The sequence below is a fragment of the Klebsiella sp. 10-1 genome (assembly GCF_009758445.1).
GTDB classification, from domain to species: Bacteria; Pseudomonadota; Gammaproteobacteria; order Enterobacterales; family Enterobacteriaceae; genus Klebsiella; species Klebsiella scottii.
In genome coordinates this window covers 88,746-105,118 of record NZ_WQRE01000004.1, presented here as the reverse complement: position 1 = coordinate 105,118, position 16,373 = coordinate 88,746, and the positions used below count along the sequence as shown (strand labels likewise).

At 50.7% G+C, this 16,373-nt stretch carries 18 protein-coding genes; 3 read left to right on the top strand and 15 right to left on the bottom strand.

Annotated features, from left to right (window positions below; genetic code table 11):
• Window positions 1-174: 174 nt before the first annotated feature.
• From GO007_RS15925 to oxdA, 14 genes are all read right to left on the bottom strand, one after another.
• Window positions 175-1,209, bottom strand: a complete 1,035-nt coding sequence (locus tag GO007_RS15925) for a zinc-binding dehydrogenase (protein ID WP_095101550.1) — start codon at window positions 1,207-1,209, stop codon at window positions 175-177.
• A complete protein-coding gene (locus GO007_RS15920) occupies window positions 1,209-2,720 on the bottom strand; it encodes an FGGY-family carbohydrate kinase (RefSeq protein ID WP_095101548.1) in 1,512 nt (503 codons plus the stop codon). The genes GO007_RS15925 and GO007_RS15920 overlap by 1 nt, the downstream gene beginning before the upstream one ends.
• A 77-nt stretch (window positions 2,721-2,797) precedes the next feature.
• The gene (locus GO007_RS15915; protein ID WP_095101546.1) at window positions 2,798-4,192 is read right to left on the bottom strand and encodes a PTS galactitol transporter subunit IIC; all 1,395 of its coding nucleotides are present in this window, start codon (window positions 4,190-4,192) and stop codon (window positions 2,798-2,800) included.
• Between the two features lie 11 nt (window positions 4,193-4,203).
• Entirely contained in the window at window positions 4,204-4,485 is a 282-nt protein-coding gene (locus GO007_RS15910) for a PTS sugar transporter subunit IIB (RefSeq protein ID WP_095101544.1), read from the bottom strand.
• 57 nt (window positions 4,486-4,542) lie between these two features.
• Window positions 4,543-5,007: a PTS sugar transporter subunit IIA gene (locus tag GO007_RS15905; RefSeq protein ID WP_095101542.1), complete on the bottom strand. Its 465-nt coding sequence runs from the start codon at window positions 5,005-5,007 to the stop codon at window positions 4,543-4,545.
• Between the two features lie 732 nt (window positions 5,008-5,739).
• Entirely contained in the window at window positions 5,740-6,294 is a 555-nt protein-coding gene (locus GO007_RS15900; protein WP_095101540.1) for a histidine phosphatase family protein, read from the bottom strand.
• Window positions 6,295-6,298: 4 nt separating this feature from the next.
• Window positions 6,299-7,063, bottom strand: a complete 765-nt coding sequence (locus GO007_RS15895) for a CbtA family protein (protein ID WP_095101538.1) — start codon at window positions 7,061-7,063, stop codon at window positions 6,299-6,301.
• Between the two features lie 10 nt (window positions 7,064-7,073).
• Window positions 7,074-7,283, bottom strand: coding sequence for a CbtB domain-containing protein (locus tag GO007_RS15890; protein ID WP_095101536.1), 210 nt, complete (start codon window positions 7,281-7,283; stop codon window positions 7,074-7,076).
• Between the two features lie 32 nt (window positions 7,284-7,315).
• Window positions 7,316-7,750 carry a nitrile hydratase accessory protein gene (locus GO007_RS15885; RefSeq protein ID WP_095101534.1) on the bottom strand — a complete coding sequence of 145 codons (435 nt, stop codon included), beginning with the start codon at window positions 7,748-7,750 and terminating at the stop codon, window positions 7,316-7,318.
• Window positions 7,747-8,406 carry a nitrile hydratase subunit beta gene (gene nthB / locus GO007_RS15880; RefSeq protein ID WP_095101532.1) on the bottom strand — a complete coding sequence of 220 codons (660 nt, stop codon included), beginning with the start codon at window positions 8,404-8,406 and terminating at the stop codon, window positions 7,747-7,749. Before nthB ends, GO007_RS15885 begins: the two co-directional genes overlap by 4 nt.
• Window positions 8,407-8,442: 36 nt before the next feature.
• Window positions 8,443-9,066, bottom strand: coding sequence for a nitrile hydratase subunit alpha (gene nthA / locus GO007_RS15875; RefSeq protein WP_095101530.1), 624 nt, complete (start codon window positions 9,064-9,066; stop codon window positions 8,443-8,445).
• Window positions 9,067-9,146: 80 nt separating this feature from the next.
• Window positions 9,147-10,661: an amidase gene (locus GO007_RS15870; RefSeq protein WP_095101528.1), complete on the bottom strand. Its 1,515-nt coding sequence runs from the start codon at window positions 10,659-10,661 to the stop codon at window positions 9,147-9,149.
• A 110-nt stretch (window positions 10,662-10,771) separates the two neighbouring features.
• Window positions 10,772-11,638, bottom strand: coding sequence for a transporter (locus tag GO007_RS15865; protein ID WP_095101526.1), 867 nt, complete (start codon window positions 11,636-11,638; stop codon window positions 10,772-10,774).
• Between the two features lie 42 nt (window positions 11,639-11,680).
• A complete protein-coding gene (gene oxdA, locus GO007_RS15860; protein WP_095101524.1) occupies window positions 11,681-12,727 on the bottom strand; it encodes an aliphatic aldoxime dehydratase in 1,047 nt (348 codons plus the stop codon).
• A 300-nt stretch (window positions 12,728-13,027) separates the two neighbouring features.
• On the opposite strand from oxdA, the gene GO007_RS15855 reads away from it, so the two are divergent.
• A complete protein-coding gene (locus tag GO007_RS15855) occupies window positions 13,028-14,002 on the top strand; it encodes an AraC-like ligand-binding domain-containing protein (protein WP_095101522.1) in 975 nt (324 codons plus the stop codon).
• A 68-nt stretch (window positions 14,003-14,070) separates the two neighbouring features.
• Here the strand turns inward: GO007_RS15855 and GO007_RS29590 are convergent, their stop codons facing one another.
• Window positions 14,071-14,574, bottom strand: a complete 504-nt coding sequence (locus GO007_RS29590) for a transposase (RefSeq protein ID WP_223261798.1) — start codon at window positions 14,572-14,574, stop codon at window positions 14,071-14,073.
• 397 nt (window positions 14,575-14,971) lie between these two features.
• On the opposite strand from GO007_RS29590, the gene GO007_RS15845 reads away from it, so the two are divergent.
• Both GO007_RS15845 and GO007_RS15840 read left to right on the top strand, forming a co-directional pair.
• On the top strand, window positions 14,972-15,544 hold the full coding sequence (locus tag GO007_RS15845; RefSeq protein ID WP_095101517.1) for a cytochrome b: 573 nt from the start codon (window positions 14,972-14,974) through the stop codon (window positions 15,542-15,544).
• Entirely contained in the window at window positions 15,541-16,113 is a 573-nt protein-coding gene (locus tag GO007_RS15840; protein ID WP_095101515.1) for a YceI family protein, read from the top strand. Before GO007_RS15845 ends, GO007_RS15840 begins: the two co-directional genes overlap by 4 nt.
• Window positions 16,114-16,373: the final 260 nt, after the last annotated feature.

Sequence of the window (16,373 nt, the reverse complement as noted above, 5' to 3'; positions counted from 1 at the left end):
TGCTCCTAGTTAGATCGTCTGTATACAAGTATGAACAAGTTATGATAATACAGAGTTTTTTAAAAATTAACTATATGATCAACTTCACAGTTTCAGCCCAACACTCAATTCATCAATTAAAAAGATTGCGTCGAATCATCTGGCCCCCACCTCAGATAATGGGGGCTTCTGCGATTAAGCATCTGCTTTAATGATAATTTTCAGTACGTCATTTTCAGGATTGGCCGCAAACTCGATCGCTTCCCCTATACGCGAAAGGGACCAGGTATGTGTGATCATATCCCGGGTGTTGATTTTGTCTTTTTCCACGATTTCAATCGCTTCTTTCATGTCATATGGCGTGAGTGAGTAGGTACCAACGATAGAAATTTCATCGCGGAACAGGCGTCCAGCATCAATTTCGACCACCGGATTTTTGTCAAATGGCGAGAACACAACCACCCGACCACCACGGCGGACAACATTCACTGCCTGTGAAACCAGTGACGAGACACCCGCGGCAATAATCACCACATCCGGACCTTTACCCTGAGTGATTTCCGCCACGCGGGTTTCAACATCTTCATTTGCCGGGTCGATCGCGTGGGTGATACCGATCTTCAGTGCCAGTTCACGTTTGAAACGGGAATAGTCGGAAACGATAACGGTTGAAGCCCCTTTCAGCGCAGCCAGTTGTGCACTGACCAGACCGATAGTTCCGGAACCCAGTACCAGCACAGTATCTTTTGCATGAATATTGGCTGATTTCAGACCATGCAGACAGCAGGCGACAGGCTCGATCATTGCTGCGCGATCCCAGTCGAGAGTGTCAATAATACGGTGCGTCAGATGTTCAACATGCAGGCGCGGAATGCGAATAAACTCACTGAAACCACCAGGTTCGAGGTTCGTTTTCTTGAACTGGTCACACAGAGTAAAAAAGCCTCTGTCACAGTAATGGCAGTTAAAACACGGTACGTGGATTGCCGTCACCACGCGCTCACCAACCCGGTAGCGGGTAACATCTTTACCTACTTTCACGACTTCACCCGAGACTTCGTGCCCGAGAATAACCGGACCGGTAACCGTCTGATGTTGCGCCTTATGGATGTCAGTTCCGCACAGGCCACAGGAATGCATTTTAATAAGCATATCGCTGTCGCCAATTTCTGGCACCTCGACATCTTCATAACGAATATCATTTTTGCTGTAGTAAACACTGGCTTTCATTAGTTAACTCCATAGCAAAGACGCTCAGTGCGCATCTTGGATTCATAAAGCGGCTTGTAGACCTGAGTGTAAATCGCCTGATAGTGAGCAACCGCATCACTTTCGGGTAGATAACTCAGGGTCTTTTCTTCAGTTGTTCCTGGGAGGGATTCCACATCTATACCTGCGGCTTTCGCCGCCAGTATGGCCGCGCCTTTGCTGACAGCCTCATCGACATTGCAGGCCACAATTTCCCGGTTAAGAATATTGGCTTTGAGCTGCAACCAGTAAGGGTTTTTGCAGGCCGCACCAATGACATTCACGATGGGATATTTTTTCCCTGTCAGCTCTTCATACAAATCCAGCAAGTTTTTAAGTTCAAAACACAGCCCCTGGAATACAAAACGTAGTACATCTTCTGGCCGTGACTTATCATCAAGACCGTAAATCAATGCCCGGGAGCAGGTATTTCTATCCGGCGGACCGCTGCCACGCAAATGCGGAATGAAAATACCGTCAAGGGTTCCGGCCATAACCAAATCCTGCTCGTTGCGCAGCGTTTCCACCATTCGCAGGAACGCAGGCATATCGAGCTCAAAGAGATTTCTGAACCATTCGATTGCATACCCGGCAGAAGGTAGTGAGGCATACAGGGAATGGAGACCCGGAAGCACATGCACGCCATTTGAAACCCGAGCACGAAAGAAACGTCCGGTATTATTGACCGCTTCGGTCACGACCAGCAGTCCCTCTGTCGTTCCTGTGGAGTTAAGGATCTGATCTTCTCTGCTCAACCCGACAGCCACAGAGCCGCACATATGATCATGCCCTGCGATAGCGACACGGCTTTCCGTCGACAACCCGGTCAGATCAGAAACCTCAGATGTGACATTACCAATTGCTACTCCAGCCTGAACAAGCGGACTGAATAAAGAGGGTGAAAGCTCAGCGGTAGTGATGAGCTGTTTATCCCAGTCCATCTCAGCGATATTTAATACCATCGTCCGTGATGCCAGAGAATATTCTGAGCGCTTCACACCGGATAATTTAAAGGCAATATATTCCGCCAGACATAGCCATTTTCGACCTTCCCGGGCATGGCTGACATTGTCATACAGCCACTTAATTTTATTTATACTGTAATTTGAATGCGCAGGGATACCAGTTATCTCATAGATATGTTCTACATCCATTGCAGAAATAATGCTTTCCAACTGCTGGGTAGGCCGGGTGTCATACCAGGTTAATGTCGGACCAATGACATTATCATTACCATCAAGCAGGACCCCAGCCTCCCCCACACTGGCGACCGCCAGTGCAATGATATTGCCAGAATCATCCAAGGTGTTTGTTATTGTTTTAAGGCCATGTAGTATACCTTCCCAAATGAGGCGAACATCAAAATCAGTATTTTCCCCATCCACAATTTTCGGTGTTCTGAAACTGTACTGATTAATCAATTCCAGTGAAGGAATTGCGAACAAACACACCTTACAATTTGTCGTGCCAACATCGATTCCGATCGTATACATCACTCTCCCCTTTTATTTGCAAGGGACAACGTTTGTTTTATTCTGAAGCAGATCCTTCTGCTTCAAAATGGACAGAATTATTTTGCTAGCGGAATGTCACCCGCGGATGCTTCATTATTTTCTGCTGCTTCTTCTGCTTTAAGCTGTTTTTTAGTGACACGATAGAGCCACAGGCACAGCAGGAAGATGACAGGAATAAGAATCAGAGCGATAGTATTTCCTTCAAACACTTTAACTGCCCAGAAACGATACGGATTACCGCCATCGAGCAGGCTGGAAATCTCACCATCTGTTTTCAGCGGGAAATTCATGTCCCGGGCAATTTTGGTCAGGATAGGAGCCGCCGCCGACGCCACATACAAGTTCACCGCCAGACAAGGAATACCGATGAGAAATGCTCTGACAATATTCCCGCGACAGGCCAGTACAACCATAGAGATCGGAACCCAAATGTTTGCAAGGTCACCAAGCGGCAACAGTCTGTTGCCTGGAAGAACAACCGCCAGAAGCACACCGACAGGAATAAGCAGCAGAGCGGTGGACAGGACGGAAGGATGGCCTACCGCGACCGCGATATCCAGACCGATGTACAGGTCATGGCGATCGGGGTAGCGCTTCTTCAGGAAACTACGAACAGCATCAGATAGTGGCAGCAAACCTTCCATCAGCAATTTAACCATACGAGGCATAATCAGCATGACCGCTCCGAGGCTCATCGCCAGGTTTAACACACCTTTAAGATCATATTCCGCCAGCAGACCAATACCCGCCCCTAAAATCACCCCTAACATCATCGGTTCGCCAAAGACACCGAAGCGTTTCTGGATTTGGTCCGGATCCGCATTCAGTTTGTTAATGCCCGGAATTTTATCGAGCACCATGTTCCCCAGAACACCAATCGGGAAGAAAATAACTGCAGACAGCGTTGGTAATGAGATGCCTGGCAGGTTGAAATACTTCTGGATCATAGGGGCACACCAGTCAGCCATCACAAAAGTAATGGCCGCTGTGATGCCGGCAATCAGTAGTCCAAAAAAGAAATTGCCCGTCACCCCATAGACCATCGCGCCGACCATTGAGAAATGCCAGAAGTTCCAGACATCAATATCGACGGTTTTGGTCCAGTTAAGGGTAAGCATAAGTACGTTAATACCAATGGTCATTGGCACGACAAATGGTGCCACCTGAGAAGCCCAGGCGATTGCTGCCAGCGGTGTCCAGCCCAGATCAACAACAGGTAAATCAATACCGGTGTGACTGACCATTTCTTTTGCTGCAGGGCCAAGAGTATCAACCAGCAAACCAAAGACCAGAAATATACCGATAAAACCCATGCCGATGGTCAGAGCCGAACGCAGTGCGCGACTGAAGCCGGTCTGAAGACACATTGCCATAATAAAAATGATTATCGGCAACATGATCGTAGGCCCGAGTCCCAGAATAAACTGGACGGCGGAAAAGACTTTATCCATCACGCTCACCTTTATTGTTTAAGGATGGCTACGATTTTTTCCAGTAATTCTTCTTCACCAAAACCAGTAAGAAGAGGAAGACCGTTCAGAACTGGCGTCTGCAGTTCAGTCTTAACAGCTGAAGTCACAATAATTAAGTCAGCCATGCCATCCTGTTTATTAATAGTGCCAATATTTGACTGGATTGGTTCCACATTAATTCCCTGGCTTTTGCAGTACTGAACAACTTTCTCAGTTGCAACTGCAGAAGTCGCAATACCACTGGTACAGGCGAAGATGATTTTTTTGTTCATTTCAGACTCCAATATAGTAATAAGAATAACGAGGTAATAAGAACCGGTACTAATTGCCTAATAAAGACTTTCTGTCAAAATATCCATAACTTCATCCTTTGAACTCGCCCAAAGGATTTTATCCATCTCATTGCTGCGCTGAAAAAGTCCAATAAGCTTCATCAGGAATTCAAGATGTGCATCCTTTTCCTTTAGAAGTAAAAAGAAAATAACATTGACCTTCATGGTATTATCTGGATCTTCAGCCTGATTAAATACGATCCCTTCAGGACAGGTAACAACGACGAGTTTTTCTTCGCGGATATGCTCCACATCGACATGCGGGATTGCGACCCCCATCTTTTCGAGTTGCATGGCCGTCGGATGATTTTCTTCCCGGGCAATCAGTGCGTCTGGATAGCTCGGTTCTACAAAATTTTTGGATAGTAGTAATTTACTGATCGAGTTAAACAGGGTGTTTCTGTTCTGAGGAGCTTCATTCAGTATGATAAGTTCTGGTTCTAGTCTGGTATTCAAGGACATAACGCTTTGCCTCGTAATCTGTGTCGATAATTAAGGAACATGGCAAGTGACATTCATACTTGTCTATGTACAACCATGCTCAACTTGATTGAACGTTACTCCGAGCTATACATATCGCGCAACCTAAGGAAATGAGATTTGTGTCTGAGTTCACAAAAAAGCATTACTCATTTTCTGCCCATGTGAACAAAAAAAAATAACAATTTGATTTAAATAAATAATTTATTTTTTTGAATGTCTGTTACTGACATTTCCATCTAGCGGTATGCTTAAGATCATGTTGCTGATAACAGAAATCTAAACGCCGTGACCGGCGCTCTTGTCTCGTCACTATCAGGAAAACGGTACCCCACCAGGCAGGCGGGGGTAACCGTACAGCGACCGGTTAGGCCGCATTCGTCACTCAGGTGACAGTGCCTGTTTCATTTGAGTATGGGTAAATGATTACCCTTTTTCAGGCGGGGAAATTCGTCTTTGGCTTTTTGTAATTGTTTCATGAATGCTGAATTCGGATGCAGGGTATGGTGTCGTTGAAGGATAGGAATTTGGCGTTGAAATGCCGACAGTAAAGAAAAGGCATTTGAGTAAATATTTCGGCTATTGTTAGAAGATGAACTACTGTGCAGCTACATTCCGAGCAATGAGTATCTGCGATGACGAAGGGCACCATAATCAACAATTTGCCTGGCTACTTCTGTTAAACATGGACCGTTTCAGGACTCATCCATCCATTTATTTTCCCAGACAGGCCAGATGCCATCGTTTTCCATTACTGCGCAGCATCGTCACGCTTAATGGTTGAATATCAATCAGTTGAAAGGCGCTAACGGGCGCATTGAGCAGCTGAATAACTATCGCACGAATAACTGCAGAGGAAACAATCGCGCCCTGCCCCCCTCGATCAGCCGCTCTAACAGACAACCATGTTCCCGCGCGGTCCATAACTTGCGCAATGCTTTCCCCTCCCGGCGGAGCTTCCCCGGAAAGCCAGCGCTGAAATTCCCCATAATCTTGCTCAACAACCTTTTTAATCGGGCTCCCTGCCCAGCGGCCATATCCGGGTTCAGCAAGTTCCGGAACTGACTCGCCACGCAGGCCCAGCTCACGCGTAGTCTGCCGTGCTGCCAGCTCCGGGGCGGTCCAGATTTGACTGAATGGCCCAAAGCGCTGCCTGAGCTCGCGGACCTGGTTCAGGGAAGTTTCGGTAAGGGGATCGTCAAACGGGAAGCGCGAGTTCCTGTTTGCCAGGGTTTCACCCTGGCAAATCAGCTGGATCACTGAGGTCATGCCATCAGCATCCTTCCGCCAGGTCACGATGCCTCGGCTTGCGCAGCGTCCTTTCGGCAAAGGTACCAAACAGCAGCCCCGTTACGCACCACATTGTCAGCTGAGTGCCGAAAGCGCTCAGGCGAAAACGCCACAGCAGATCGGCGGAAAAGACCTCCGGGATCTCATTCACTGCGGGCATCAGCATGCAGGCGGTAATCAGCATCGCCAGCCCTGCCAACCCTCCCCACAGCGCAGCGTTCCAGCTCCCCAGCCGCGGTCTGAGATGATGGGCACTCCAGGCAGCAGTCACCACAATCACAGCGGAAACCAACAGCATGCTGAAGTAGAGCGCGGTCCGATAGCCAATCGTTGAAGGATCACCCACGGCAGGGGGATTAGGAGGATATTTCAGCCCCGGCATCATGCTCATGATCAGAAACCCGCCCAACGACAATGACAGCGCCAGCGCTCTTGCCTGGCGCGGTCCGGTTCGTTGCCAGCACAGCGACCAGACCAGAGCCAGCGCGCCGCCCATCGCCGCGCTGAACAGGATCATCCCGCTCAGCAGACCGGCACCGGACTGCGTCTTCCGGCTAAACGCTTCACCATCGGCTTCTCCCTCGTGGTGATGCCCGCCCTCCTCACCCACCTGCTTATGGGAAAGGGCTTCTTCAAATGATATCGCGCGATCGACCTGCGGCTCGCCGAAGACGTGGGCAAAGCTGAAGGCGATAATGCCAGCGAGTATCCCCGCCATCATCCCCTGTAACAGAAGTTTTCCCGTCATGATTTTGTCCTCAGTGGCAGGGGAATCCCAGCAGATGCCGGGCATCATGGAAGTATTCGTGTACCTGATTGCCGGAGAAAACGGCAGTTGCCCCTTGCTCCGCCCCGATAAAATAGACGGACAGCATCACCATCAGCGTGATAAATGTAATCCACGGCAGGATGGCATTAAGCGGGATGGGTGCCTGCTTGACTTGAATGTCATTAACGGTATGGTCCATTTTTCTTCCTTCTATCTGACTGTGAATAATATTCAGGGTTTCAGACCGGCGGATGCCGGGCTGACCGCCACGGGGACACGAAGTGCCGGGTGGTGGTGATTATGCGCCGGCGCGCAGGTCGCGCTGATCAGTGCAACCGGCATCCCGTGCGGGGTATTCAGATAAGCCTGGCGCCATTCATCGGTTCGCCGGGTCATATCTTCCTTTCCTGTCAGTTCCAGGGAGAACAGCATTTTTTCTGCGGCGGAGACCCACTGCCGGTAATAGGCATCGTTAATGCTTTCCCCCTCCCGCAATGGACTGGCTTTTATTTCCTCGCTGAAAACATCAACCCACGCTTTCCAGCTGAACTGCCCGACCTGATGGAGGTAGACAATCAGCGAAAAAATCTGCGCCTGCCACGGATGTTCAAATGGGGCGTTATCCGCGGCGGTAGCATCGGAGGCTATCCGGATTTCTGTACTCATAGCGCCTCCAGATAGTCGTCCCACAGGTCGATTCGCACCGTGTCTTTAGGCGGTGCTTTATCGCCCCACAGCTCAGTCGCGTAAAAGCTCACGCTGTAAACGTGCTGAGGATGATCGCCCAGATCGTGAGCAGCCGTATCCGGGGTGATAAAGACCCCATGATCAATCACAATCGTGCCGATCTTACCGCGGACATAGCGCGGCAGGCGGGTATGCCCCGCAGGATTGATATTTTTTGCTCTGACGCGGTCGCCAGGCTGGAAGCTGGCCGGTACATCAATATCTACCCGTGCGCAACCCCCGGTACTGACAACCGCCTGCACCATATCCTGCCGCAGCACCGGCGTTTCCGGCGATGCTGACCGCGGCTTAACCGCGCCGGCAAGCTCATCGGCGGTAATAACGCCCCTCTCCAGCAGAAGCGTCTCGAAAGCATGCATCCAGTGTTCGTAGTAGCTTTCTTCGAGATAGTGCGCCGGGGTCATGCGCTCAATGGCGTGCCGGAACATATCAACATTGAAGTGACCACCAACAAACAGAGAGGCAAAAAGCGAAAATGTGCGCCGTTCCCATTCGTGATGGAAGGGAGGCTCGTTTTCTTCAGTAATGACGGCGCCCATACCATGCATACCGCCCAGGTCATGTATCCCGTTCATCGAATTCTCCAAAAAAGTTGAAAGAAATAGCGCTTGCTACTTATCGCCCGGCTGAAGCGCCACTCCCGTGCCAATCATGGCATCACGGGTGACCAGCGCGACAAGCTGCTCCACACTCCAGCCCTCCGTTCCGGCGGGCCTTTCCGGCAGAACCAGATAACGCAACTCAGCGCTGCTGTCCCACACCCGAATTTCCCTGTCTTCACTGATGTTCAGACCAAACTCGGCCAGAACGCTGCGCGGCTCAATGACAATGCGCGATCGATACGGCGCCGATTTGTACCAGGCGGGCGGAAGACCGAGTGTTGGCCAGGGGTAGCAGGAGCAGAGCGTACAGACCGTCACGTTGTGAACCTCGGGGGTATTTTCAACAACCATCATGTCTTCCCCCTGCACGCCTGAAAAACCCAGTTCGGCAATGGCCTCTGTGCCATCTGCAAGAAGACGGGCCTTGTAATCAGGGTCGCTCCAGGCTTTTGCCACGACAAGCGCACCGTTTCGGGGGCCAATTCGGTGTTCATACGTGTCGATAAGTTCATCCAGCGCCGCAGGATCTACCAGGCCTTTTTCCGTCAGCAGCGACTCCAGCGCTTTCACGCGAAGCGCAATTTCCTCCGGCGGTTCGGTGTGGTCATGGTGGTGTTCGTGGTCGAGAGCCATGATATTTCTCCGATAAATTTAAGGTTATTGCCGGGCCTTTGGTCCGGCGGTTTCACCCTGAGCATACGGGCTGTTAACGGCTACATCTCCTGCCAGTTACCGCTCGCTTCAAACGCGGCGGCGGCCTGATAGATAGTGCTTTCGGCGTAATGGCGCCCAATCAGCATCATGCCGACCGGCAACCCGTCAACCAGCCCGCAGGGCACAGACATGGCTGGATGACCCGTCACGTCTAGCGCAGCCGTGTTGCCAATCATCTCGAATGCCCTGGAGATATACTCGGTAATTGAACTGCCCGGTTGCGGCAGCGGCTGGGCCGTCATCGGGACGGTCGGCATGACCAGCAGATCGAAATCACCGAACGCGCGGTCATAGTCTGCCCGTGCCCGGCGGGCCAGATTCTGTGCCTTCGCGTAATAACGGCCGTTATAGCGCGTCAGGCCATACTGGCCGATGAGCATGCAGATTTTGAGCGAGGGAGAAAGCGTGTCTGCGCTGTCGCGCCAGGCTGCATGTTTGTCCAGCAGGGGGACGTCGTAGAGCCCTTCCCAGTTAAATCCCATACCGTTGCCATGCATCATCTGCATGGTGAGTCCTTCGCAACCAATAGGCGACCACAGCGCGGCGGCAAGCTGATGACCGGGCACTGATACTTCCCGGGCGGATGCGCCAAGACTTTCCAGCCGCGCAACGGCATTACGGACCTTTTCAGCAAGCTGAGGCTGGAGATTGGGTAGCTGGAATCCTTCCGTTACCACCCCGATTTTCAGCCCGCTGACCCCTTTATCAAGCGCAGCGGTATAGTTTCCGCCACGAGAGGTGTACTGGCGCGGGTCAAGCCCGTCCGGTCCGGCCATGACCTCCAGCATCAGGGCATTGTCCTTCACATTCGCGGTAATCGGTCCGGCATGATCGAGGGTGGCTTCAATCGGCATAATGCCGGTATAGGGAACCAGACCGTGAGTAGGCTTCATGCCGTAAGCGCCGCAGAAAGCGGACGGAATACGGATGGAGCCTCCCTGATCACAGCCTATCGCCATATCCACTTCCCCGGCGGCGACCAGCGCTGCACTGCCCGATGAAGAACCGCCGGCGCTGTACCCCCTGCGCCAGGGATTATGTACCGGAGCCGGGTCTGACGTGTGGCTGCCCCCGGAGAGGCAGAAATGTTCGCAGGTGGCTTTCCCCACAATGGTGGCGCCGGCCTCAAGGAGGCGCGTTACTACGGTGGCGTCAAAAGCAGGTACATGCCCCTCAAGCGAAGCGGCGCCGTTCATCATCGGGACGCCGGCCAGGGAAATATTATCCTTCAGCACCACGGTTTTCCCGACGAGCCGGCCTTCTGGAGCCCCCTGCACTTCGCTTTTGTAATACCAGGCATTCAGCTGATTTTCTTCGCCCTCCGGGCGGTATCCTTTTTCACGCGGATATTCAACCTGTGGGATTTCATCCTGTAGCTCCTCAATCAGGTCATAGGCATCGAGATTTGGCTGCATAAGGGCAAGATATTCTGCCGCTTCGCTCTCAGAAATCTGCAGATGAAGCTCGCGTGCAAGCTGCTGCAACTGACTGGCATTGGGACGTTCAATGGACATATTTATTCCTTACATGAAAAATGACTGACTGAATCCTGTTCTGAACATAACGCACCGGCACTGCCTCTACCTGGCTGAGACGGACAGTGACCTGGTCACAAAGGACAGCGTCAGAAAACGCGTGCATAGCGGAGATTCAACCGGAAATTCTCTTCCGCGCCGTTTTCAACGCGCAGATCCCTTCCCAGCTGTATCTGGAACTGATCGCGAGGGGTCACAAATTTGGTTGCTGTGATACGGACGTTGGTGGTCTGCGCCGGATTATCCTGATTTTCACCGTCAACAGTTGTTTCACCGCCCCAGGTCTGACCGAAACCCAGACCGAACGCCAGTGTAGGATCAGGCATATAACGTCCCATAATCTGGGCTGCCCACGCGTTATCCTGCTGAAGGCGGGATGAACCAGGCCCATAATCGTTATTGTCACCGTACCAGATGGCGTCACCGACCACGTCCAGCGCCCACTTTTCAGTGAAATATTTCACCCAGGCCGCCTGCAGGTCGACCTTCCAGCGGTTCTCACCCAGATTTAGCGCATCGTTGTGGTCATAGCTGCCGCTGGGCACATAGAGATAAGGGGCAAAGCCAAAAATGTCGCCTCCTGCGTTGAGTTTGACCTTCAAAGGTACGGTAAGGATCAGATCGCTGGTACCATTGGCTGAGCCGAGGGAAGCCGCATCGCCGCCGCCAGATATCCGCCCGAAAGGCAACAGAAACTGCGGGTCCAGCGTCGCTGACTCAGAAATCTGTACGGTATGCAGCAGACGCAACATGCCGATATCAGAAGTCAGGTTGTAATCAGAGCTGACTTTGTCACCGCGGGAGTGCGCTGAGCCGGTTGAGGCGTGCTGATAATAAAGCAGCCCCACCGTGGTGCCGTCGGGAAATTGACTGTAGTCGCCAGGCGCGACTTCAACGGCGAGCGCTGGCACAGAACCAAGCAATATGGCAGGCAGGAAAAAGCGTAATGCGTGCATAAAGTAATCCCCCGGAGAATTGTTGATGGATAGCGATGTTGTTCAGCGTTGAGCGTCACGCAGCATCCCGGTCATAGGATGGCAGTTGATGTACTCGAAGGTCTGAAAGCGGACGTCTGAAACGGAAACTTCGTGGTAAAGCCGCAGTTTCTGCAGACCGGTTACCACCCGGAAAAACGTGGTGAAAATGCGAAGATGCGTGGGGTGCGATTCTGCCCAGCGCTCAAGCCGGTCTAGTGAACGCCAGAAGCCGATATCGTAGGCAATATCCAGCAGATTTCCGTTGATATCCACGTTGCGGACAAAGCGGTTGCTGTAGCAGCCGAGCGTCTGACCTTCATCCCTCAGAAAATCCATACCAGCCTGCAAAGGAGGGAGCATCTCTGTGAAGTAAAGCTGACGCTCCTGCTCATCCGCCTCCATCCAGTCCTGCCCTGAACGGATAAGCGCGATGTTGTCATGGCCCTGCACCACCACCCTGCCGCCGGCATCAGGATCGCCCGAAATAATGCGCAGTCCATCGTCAGGCTGCAGCCAGTCATTCTGAGAGGCCGGAATACGGTCACGCACGGATCCCCAGTAGCCGTGCTCCTGAATCTCACCGCTGATCTTGTCCATTACCGCGCCGACGCCCGGCAGATCTTCTTTAAAGGCATACAGCGTCTCAAACTGCTCCGCCCGCGGGGCAATAACTTCCCGGAAATAACCGACGTCATCCTGCAGACGTTCATCAGAAGACCACCAGTGATCGAGCTCCGGCTGACGGACCCAGCGGCAGTACGCAGCCGGATCCCGCCAGTACCCCACTACGATAAAATTACCGTAGCCCTGGTTGTCGGTATGAAAAGAGATATCATGATTACCCGGCCCGTCGCTCAGGCTGAAGGTCGACACAATGTGCTGCATTGCCCGGACAGCGTTCTCACGCTTTTCCTCCCGAAACTGCACGCCCAGATAGGCCATAACGACCTGCGTCAGATCGCTACCGGCCCGTCCGGCAAACATCGGGAACGGTGGCTGATAATCGTCGTGAACCCGGCGGGAAAGCGTTCGCGGGCATTTCAGGTGTTTATCAATGGCAGATTCCATAAAGACTCCCGGTAAATAGTTTCAGCGATGGGTTAATTCACCATTGATACTAAGGAGAAATCTGCCGGATACCTGGCTCAACCGGACAATCGTCTGGCTGGGAGGGACACCCCTGATATTTATAAATCAGGGGGTGACTCGTGATGAAAAGAAACAGTGCAGCACTGCCCGTTAATAGTGCGCCCCCCGTCGTTTGGCGTATCTGAATACATCAATTCGCTCTGAAATCTCTCGCAAAACAGTCATGGCGCAAATATTGCTTTCAGTTTGAAACAATTCATTCTGATATGAGGTGTCGCCGTGAACAGTCATTCCGCCTCCCGGGATATACGCTATTCCACCGAACATGTTTCAGTGCATCACCGTTTCGAATACTGGAATGATGTTATTCTTCGTCACTGCATTCCTTCAGATGGCAAACCGCTTGCTGACGGCAGGTTTGACGGTGAACTGGCCGTGCGTGAAGTGGGTCTGGTGGATGTCTGCACTCTCACTTCAACGCTTCACCACTGGGAGCGAAAATCACGACATCTGAGAACGGGACCGGACGATGATTTGTGGCTCGGTTATATTCAGGGGGGATACGGACAGCTGGAACAGGGGGGACGAAAGGCATGCCTGGCGTCTAATGACCTGGTTCTTTATGATGCGGCACAGACTTTTCGCTTCAGCATCGGGGGCAAAAATAACCATCTCATACGGATCCCCCGACATCTGCTGGCAGGAAAAGTGCCTGCCAGCGACGCCCTGACCGCCACGGTCCTTGATGATACCCGTCCGGGCGTTATTCCGCTGCGTGAGATGATTTGCCAGGCAGCGAATACGCCCGTTCTGGTCAACAATTCGGATGTGGCCAGTCGCTTTTCACAAACGATGCTGGATCTGCTGATACTGAGCCTGGAGCTTCAGGATCACCATAACGTGGCTTCAGAACGCGATTTATATGCAAAAATGAGAAGCTATATCAGCAGAAATCTAACTAATCCTGAGCTAAGCGTTGAGAATATTGCTCTCGCTCACCACGTGTCAGTACGCACCGTGACCCGGACTTTTGCCCGGCATCAGAAAACGCCAGCAGCCGTTATCTGGCAGGAACGGCTTTTGGCCAGCCGCGATGCGCTAGAACAAGGGCGAGTATGCAGCGTATCTGAGGCTGCGCTTGACTACGGATTCTCTGATTTCACTCACTTCAGTCATGCATTCCGGAAAGCATTTGGCGTCACGCCCAGCTCGCTCCTGAGGCAGAAAAGCCGGTTCTTTATACAGCCCGGATAGATTGTGAAACGTAAGCAAAGCAGATAATTGATTGTTTAAATAGAAATTTAATGTTCTCAATTCTCCCTTCAGAATATCCTCCGCCAGCGTGGACGTATATACCTCTGCATCAGTAGGGATAACCGGGCGATATTCTCATCCCCGATTTCTTCATCATTACTGCGCATCCAGCTCACGGCTTCCTGCATATAAAGCGTGTTCCACAGTACCCCGGCGTTAGTAACCAGCTCTGCTGAACCCAGTCGATCTTCCTGCCATTCACAATACCGTTTTCCGATCTCTGCGCGCGGTCCGTGGGCGCTCGCTCGCGCCATTGCATAACGGGTGATATCCTTCAGCACGCCATAATCGACATATTTATCCACACGCCAGAATACAGTAGCTCCTGCATCAGCCAGACGGAGAGAAAACTGATAGCCTGGGAACCACAAAAGACCGAAGATCGGATCGCTGGAGCCGGCCATATTTGTCATTATCTCAGTCGGGTTTGTCCGGAGCAGCCTTTCCAGTACAAGTATGGAATCCCTTAGCGTATCTGGGTACGCCAGCGTCATGAAATCCTGATAGCCGATCTGAAATGAGTTTGTGACAGGTGATGCCGCGGCTTGAGCAAAGTATTTTGCGGATTAGTGCCGCATCGTCCTCAATGGATATATTGGGATAAACCCGGCGCTAACTATAACGCAACCAAAGTCCATCGTATCAACCATCCGGACTAATGCGATCGGTTATAAGATTCTCTATTTTTAAAATAAAGAAATGAATATTTTTTTGAATTTATGTAAACCTCATTTACATAAATAAATGCATTCAATTTGGCTTGCCGCTGAATATTTGTAGAAAAAAATGAGTTTTGAACAATAAATTTGAATCAGAGTTAAAATCAAGATTAATTTTAACTTAATGATTGATTAATTAATGAAACAAAGTCATTGTACTTTTTTTGTTACATAATCGAGCGTTTTGAAAATGCGTCTGGTAAACTCACAATCAAATTATGGCTTTATATCCATGACGCTGCACTGGCTAACGGCTGTCGTGGTGTATGCGATGTTCGCACTCGGGTTGTGGATGGTTACATTAGGATATTATGATACCTGGTACCATAGGGCCCCAGGAATCCATAAGGGAATTGGTATTCTTTTAATGATGGGGCTCATAATTCGTATTTTGTGGCGGTTTATATCCCCTCCCCCTCCTGCGTTAAAAAGTTATTCTAAGTTAACGCGTGTCGCTGCTGGATTCGCTCATTCATTACTTTATCTGGCACTTTTCACTATCGTCATTAGCGGGTATCTCATATCTACAGCTGATGGCAAATCTATAACCGTCTTTGACTGGTTTAGTGTACCGGCGATCGTATCGGATGCTGCGATACAGGCCGACATTGCCGGCGTATTACACCTATGGGTAGCATGGGGAGTTGTCATTGTATCTATTCTTCATGGACTCATAGCGTTTAAACACCATTTTATTGATAAAGACGAAACGCTACTCAGAATGCTGGGTAAAACGTCTTCACACCCTGAGGTTAAAAAATGAAGAAACGCTTGCTGGGACTTTCTCTGTTTACCGCGATGTTCATTTCAGGATCAGCTTTAGCTGCTGATTATAAAATTGATAAAGAAGGCCAACATGCATTTGTAAACTTCAAAATTAAACATCTTGGTTACAGCTGGTTGTACGGGACATTTAAAGACTTCGATGGCACTTTCACCTATGACAAAAGTAATCCATCGGCTGATAAGGTTAATGTAAAAATCGCTACCAATAGCCTTGATACCAATCACGCTGAACGTGACAAACACCTGAGAAGTGCTGATTTCCTCAATACAGCCAAGTTCCCTGAAGCGACGTTTGTATCTACGGCAGTCAAAAAGAATGGTGAAAAGCTTGATATCACCGGTGATTTGACACTGAATGGCGTTACCCGTCCTGCTGTTCTGGACGCGAAACTTATTGGTCAGGGCGATGACCCATGGGGCGGCAAACGTGCTGGATTTGAGGCTACGGGCAACATTCACCTCAAAGACTTCAATATTAAAAGCGACCTCGGGCCGGCATCACAAGATGTGGAGCTTATTATCTCGGTTGAAGGTATCCAACAGTAATGGAATAACTCCCGGATATAACAGATCCGGGAGTTATTTAGTTAATATGAGGATAGAGAAGTTTAGTGCCCATATTCGGGACTGTCTGAGCGTTAAAAAAACGCACCTTCGAACGAAGGGGCGTTTTTTCATTTTGGGACTTTATTGATCCACTGTTTTTCCTTTCCCTTCATCTCTGTCAGCATTGAAGGAAGGGGTAGCCCGGGCAGCGGAAGCCGGGGTTGGATAAAAAAGTGGGTCATGAGTTTACCCTCAGGCCA

What these genes read in the sequence shown, in the direction of transcription:
- GO007_RS15905 (WP_095101542.1), bottom strand. Translation starts at nt 5,007, where the DNA reads ATGTCCTTGAATACCAGACTAGAACCAGAACTTATCATACTGAATGAA.
- GO007_RS15910 (WP_095101544.1), bottom strand. Translation starts at nt 4,485, where the DNA reads ATGAACAAAAAAATCATCTTCGCCTGTACCAGTGGTATTGCGACTTCT.
- GO007_RS15925 (WP_095101550.1), bottom strand. Translation starts at nt 1,209, where the DNA reads ATGAAAGCCAGTGTTTACTACAGCAAAAATGATATTCGTTATGAAGAT.
- GO007_RS15890 (WP_095101536.1), bottom strand. Translation starts at nt 7,283, where the DNA reads ATGGACCATACCGTTAATGACATTCAAGTCAAGCAGGCACCCATCCCG.
- nthB (WP_095101532.1), bottom strand. Translation starts at nt 8,406, where the DNA reads ATGAACGGGATACATGACCTGGGCGGTATGCATGGTATGGGCGCCGTC.
- GO007_RS15920 (WP_095101548.1), bottom strand. Translation starts at nt 2,720, where the DNA reads ATGTATACGATCGGAATCGATGTTGGCACGACAAATTGTAAGGTGTGT.
- GO007_RS15865 (WP_095101526.1), bottom strand. Translation starts at nt 11,638, where the DNA reads ATGCACGCATTACGCTTTTTCCTGCCTGCCATATTGCTTGGTTCTGTG.
- GO007_RS15845 (WP_095101517.1), top strand. Translation starts at nt 14,972, where the DNA reads ATGCGTCTGGTAAACTCACAATCAAATTATGGCTTTATATCCATGACG.
- GO007_RS15895 (WP_095101538.1), bottom strand. Translation starts at nt 7,063, where the DNA reads ATGACGGGAAAACTTCTGTTACAGGGGATGATGGCGGGGATACTCGCT.
- GO007_RS15915 (WP_095101546.1), bottom strand. Translation starts at nt 4,192, where the DNA reads ATGGATAAAGTCTTTTCCGCCGTCCAGTTTATTCTGGGACTCGGGCCT.
- GO007_RS15900 (WP_095101540.1), bottom strand. Translation starts at nt 6,294, where the DNA reads ATGACCTCAGTGATCCAGCTGATTTGCCAGGGTGAAACCCTGGCAAAC.
- oxdA (WP_095101524.1), bottom strand. Translation starts at nt 12,727, where the DNA reads ATGGAATCTGCCATTGATAAACACCTGAAATGCCCGCGAACGCTTTCC.
- nthA (WP_095101530.1), bottom strand. Translation starts at nt 9,066, where the DNA reads ATGGCTCTCGACCACGAACACCACCATGACCACACCGAACCGCCGGAG.
- GO007_RS15870 (WP_095101528.1), bottom strand. Translation starts at nt 10,661, where the DNA reads ATGTCCATTGAACGTCCCAATGCCAGTCAGTTGCAGCAGCTTGCACGC.
- GO007_RS15885 (WP_095101534.1), bottom strand. Translation starts at nt 7,750, where the DNA reads ATGAGTACAGAAATCCGGATAGCCTCCGATGCTACCGCCGCGGATAAC.
- GO007_RS15840 (WP_095101515.1), top strand. Translation starts at nt 15,541, where the DNA reads ATGAAGAAACGCTTGCTGGGACTTTCTCTGTTTACCGCGATGTTCATT.